Raw genomic sequence first — 2,858 nt, 5'->3', positions numbered from 1 at the left:
GCACCCAGAGAACGGACGACGGAGGCTGGACTGCCTCTTCCTGTGCCGGTCGGTCCGATCGGCCGCCACTGCCGTGCTGGGCCGCGGTCTCGCTACATCTGATCGAAGATGCCGGCGACCTTGCCGAAGACCCGGATCGCCGCCTGGAGATCCTCGGGGGGCACGTCCGACATCGCTTCCTGCCAGCGTTGCCGCCACCGTTCGCGCGCCTCGGCGACGAGCTCGTGCCCGCGGTCGGTCAGTACGATCTGCATCGCGCGCCGGTCGGTGAGGCTGCGCTCGCGTCTGATCACTCCTCTGGTCTCGAGAACGTCCAGCATGCCGGTCATGGTCGCCGGGGTGACGTCGGCATAGTCGGCCAGCTGACGGGCGGTGGCATGTCCCGCTTCAGCCAGGCCGTCGAGGGCGCGCAACTGCGTTCCGGACAGGCCGCCGCCGCTGGCCTGCTCGCGGCCGCGCTTGCGCCGGAATGCGGCGAACATCGCGGCGACCGCCAGTTCCACGTGCTCGATCTCAGTGTTCACATTCGGATCCTAACAGTCAAGACCCTAATGGTGTGGACATTTAATATATGGGTCCATAATGTACGGAGCCTAACTAATGGAGCGGAGGTCTCCCTGTGACTGAATCCCTGGCCCCGCTGGCCCCTGCGCCCCGGCTCGGCCGCGGCGCGGTGACCGCGGTGATGGCGGCGCTGATGCTCGGACTGCTGCTCGGTGCGCTGGACCAGATGATCGTGGCGGCGGTGATGCGCACCGTCGCCGACCAACTGAACGGCCTGACCCTGCAGGCGTGGGCGACCACCGCCTACCTGATCACCGGCGTGGTGTCCACGCCGCTGTACGGCCGGCTGTCGGACATCTACGGCCGCAAGCCCCTCTACCTGATCTCGATCTCGCTATTCCTGCTCGGCTCGCTGCTGTGCGCGGCAGCGCAGTCGATGTATGAGCTGGCCGCCTTCCGTGCCGTGCAAGGGCTGGGCGCCGGAGGGCTGATGGCGCTGGCGTTCGCGATCCTGGCCGACATGCTCCCGCCCGGGGAGCGCAGCAAGTACCAGGCTTGGTTCGGAGCTGTGTTCGGGATCTCCAGCGTGGCCGGTCCCGTCCTCGGCGGCCTGTTCGCCGGCATGAACAGCTTCCTGGGTGTGGCCGGGTGGCGCTGGGCGTTCCTGATCAACGTCCCGATCGGCATCGTCGCCCAGGTGCTCGTCGTGACGCTCTACCGGTTGCCGCACACCCGTGCCGACCATCGCATCGACTACGGCGGCGCTGCGACGCTGCTACTCGGACTGGTGCCCCTGTTGATCGTGGCCGAGCAGGGCTCCGGCTGGGGCTGGGCCTCGCCGCGCACGCTCGCCCTGATCGGTGTGGGCGTCGCGGGACTGCTGGTGTTCGTCCTGGTCGAACGGCGGATGGGCGACTCGGCGCTGCTGCCGCCGCGGCTGTTCGCCAGCCCGCTGTTCACGATGAGCAACGCGGTTAACGTCGTCGTCGGTATGGGCGTGTTCGGCGGGCTGTCTGTCCTGCCGCTCTACCTGCAGATCGTCAAGGGCCTGTCCCCGACCGAGGCGGGCCTGATGCTGATGCCGCAGACCTTGGGCATCGTCGCGGCCGGCCGGTTGTGCGGCTCCTTCCTCACCCGTACGGGACGCTACAGGGGGCTGCTGGTCCTCGGCCTGGCCGTCATGACCGCCTGCGCGTTCGGCTTCGCGCAGCTGACTCCCGGCACATCTCTGTGGTTCACCGGCCTGGCCACGACCATCATGGGCCTGGGCATCGGCCTGTGCTTCCAGGTCATGCTGATCGCTGTCCAGGCGTCCGCGCCCGCGGGCACCATGGGCGCCGCCAGCGCCTCCTACACCTTCTTCCGGCAACTCGGCGGCACCGCCGGAACCGCGATCTACCTGTCGCTCCTGTTCGCTCTCACCCAGGACCGCATCACCGCCGCCTTCCACCAGACAGAAAACACCCCGGCGTTCCAATCAGCCCTGCACGACCCCGCGGTGACCGCAGCCCCCAGCGCACAGCATCTGGTCGCCGGCCTGCACGATGGATCCGGCGTCGACCTCAACAACACCTCCTACCTCGACCATCTCGACGCCCGCCTGGCCCGGCCCGTGCTGGACGGCATGGCCAGCGCGATGGACACCGTCTTCATGTGGTCGGCTGCGTCATGGCCACAGGGCTGGTGCTCGCCCTGTTCCTCAAGGACAAGACCCGTGATTGACCTGGAAATCTGGTCGGACGTGATGTGCCCCTGGTGCTACATCGGCAAGAAGCGTCTGGACCGCGTCCTCGCGCACCTTGAGGAGGTCCACGTCACCTGGCGCAGCTTCCAGCTTCGTCCCGACCAGCCGCCGACCCCTGGCGCCACCCTGGCCGAGACGATGGCGCACCGCTTCGACCTCGGCGCACCGGACCTCGCAGCAATGTTCCAGCGGATTCGGCGGCTGGGCGCGGCCGAGGGCCTGGAACTGAACCCCGCCACCGCCCGCCCGGTCAACTCCTTCGACGCCCACCGTCTGATCCACCTGGCCACCGCCCACCGCCTTGCCGACGTCGTGGTCGAACGACTCTTCCACGCCCACCTCACCGACAACATCAACGTCGCCGACCCTCAAGTCCTCCACACCCTCGCCATACAGGCCGGTCTGCCCCCCGCGGTGGTCCGTGCCGTTCTCGACACCGACGCCTACAGCGCCGACGTCCGAGCCGATGAGGAACGCGCGGCCCGACTCGGCGTCCGCCAGGTCCCCACGTTCGTCATCAACGGCACACCCGTCGTCTCCGGAGCCCCCGACCCCGCCGAACTCCAAGCACTTCTGACGAGCCCGACGGGGCGATAACACCTCCCCGGGT

General features: G+C 68.4%; 2 protein-coding genes. One reads left to right on the top strand and one right to left on the bottom strand.

The features are described from left to right. Positions 1 to 92: 92 nt before the first annotated feature. Positions 93 to 524 (bottom strand): MarR family winged helix-turn-helix transcriptional regulator, encoded by a 432-nt coding sequence (locus tag ACWDS7_RS47720; RefSeq protein ID WP_451934709.1) that lies wholly within the window; start codon positions 522 to 524, stop codon positions 93 to 95. Between the two features lie 95 nt (positions 525 to 619). Between ACWDS7_RS47720 and ACWDS7_RS47715 the strand changes: the two genes are divergently transcribed. Continuing rightward, positions 620 to 2,845 carry a DHA2 family efflux MFS transporter permease subunit gene (locus ACWDS7_RS47715; protein WP_451934708.1) on the top strand — a complete coding sequence of 742 codons (2,226 nt, stop codon included), beginning with the start codon at positions 620 to 622 and terminating at the stop codon, positions 2,843 to 2,845. The last annotated feature ends 13 nt before the right edge of the window (positions 2,846 to 2,858 follow it).

The sequence above is a fragment of the Streptosporangium sp. NPDC003464 genome (genome assembly GCF_053588315.1).
The sequence above is the reverse complement of the archived record's forward strand: the minus strand, read 5'-3'. Positions and strand labels throughout refer to the sequence as shown.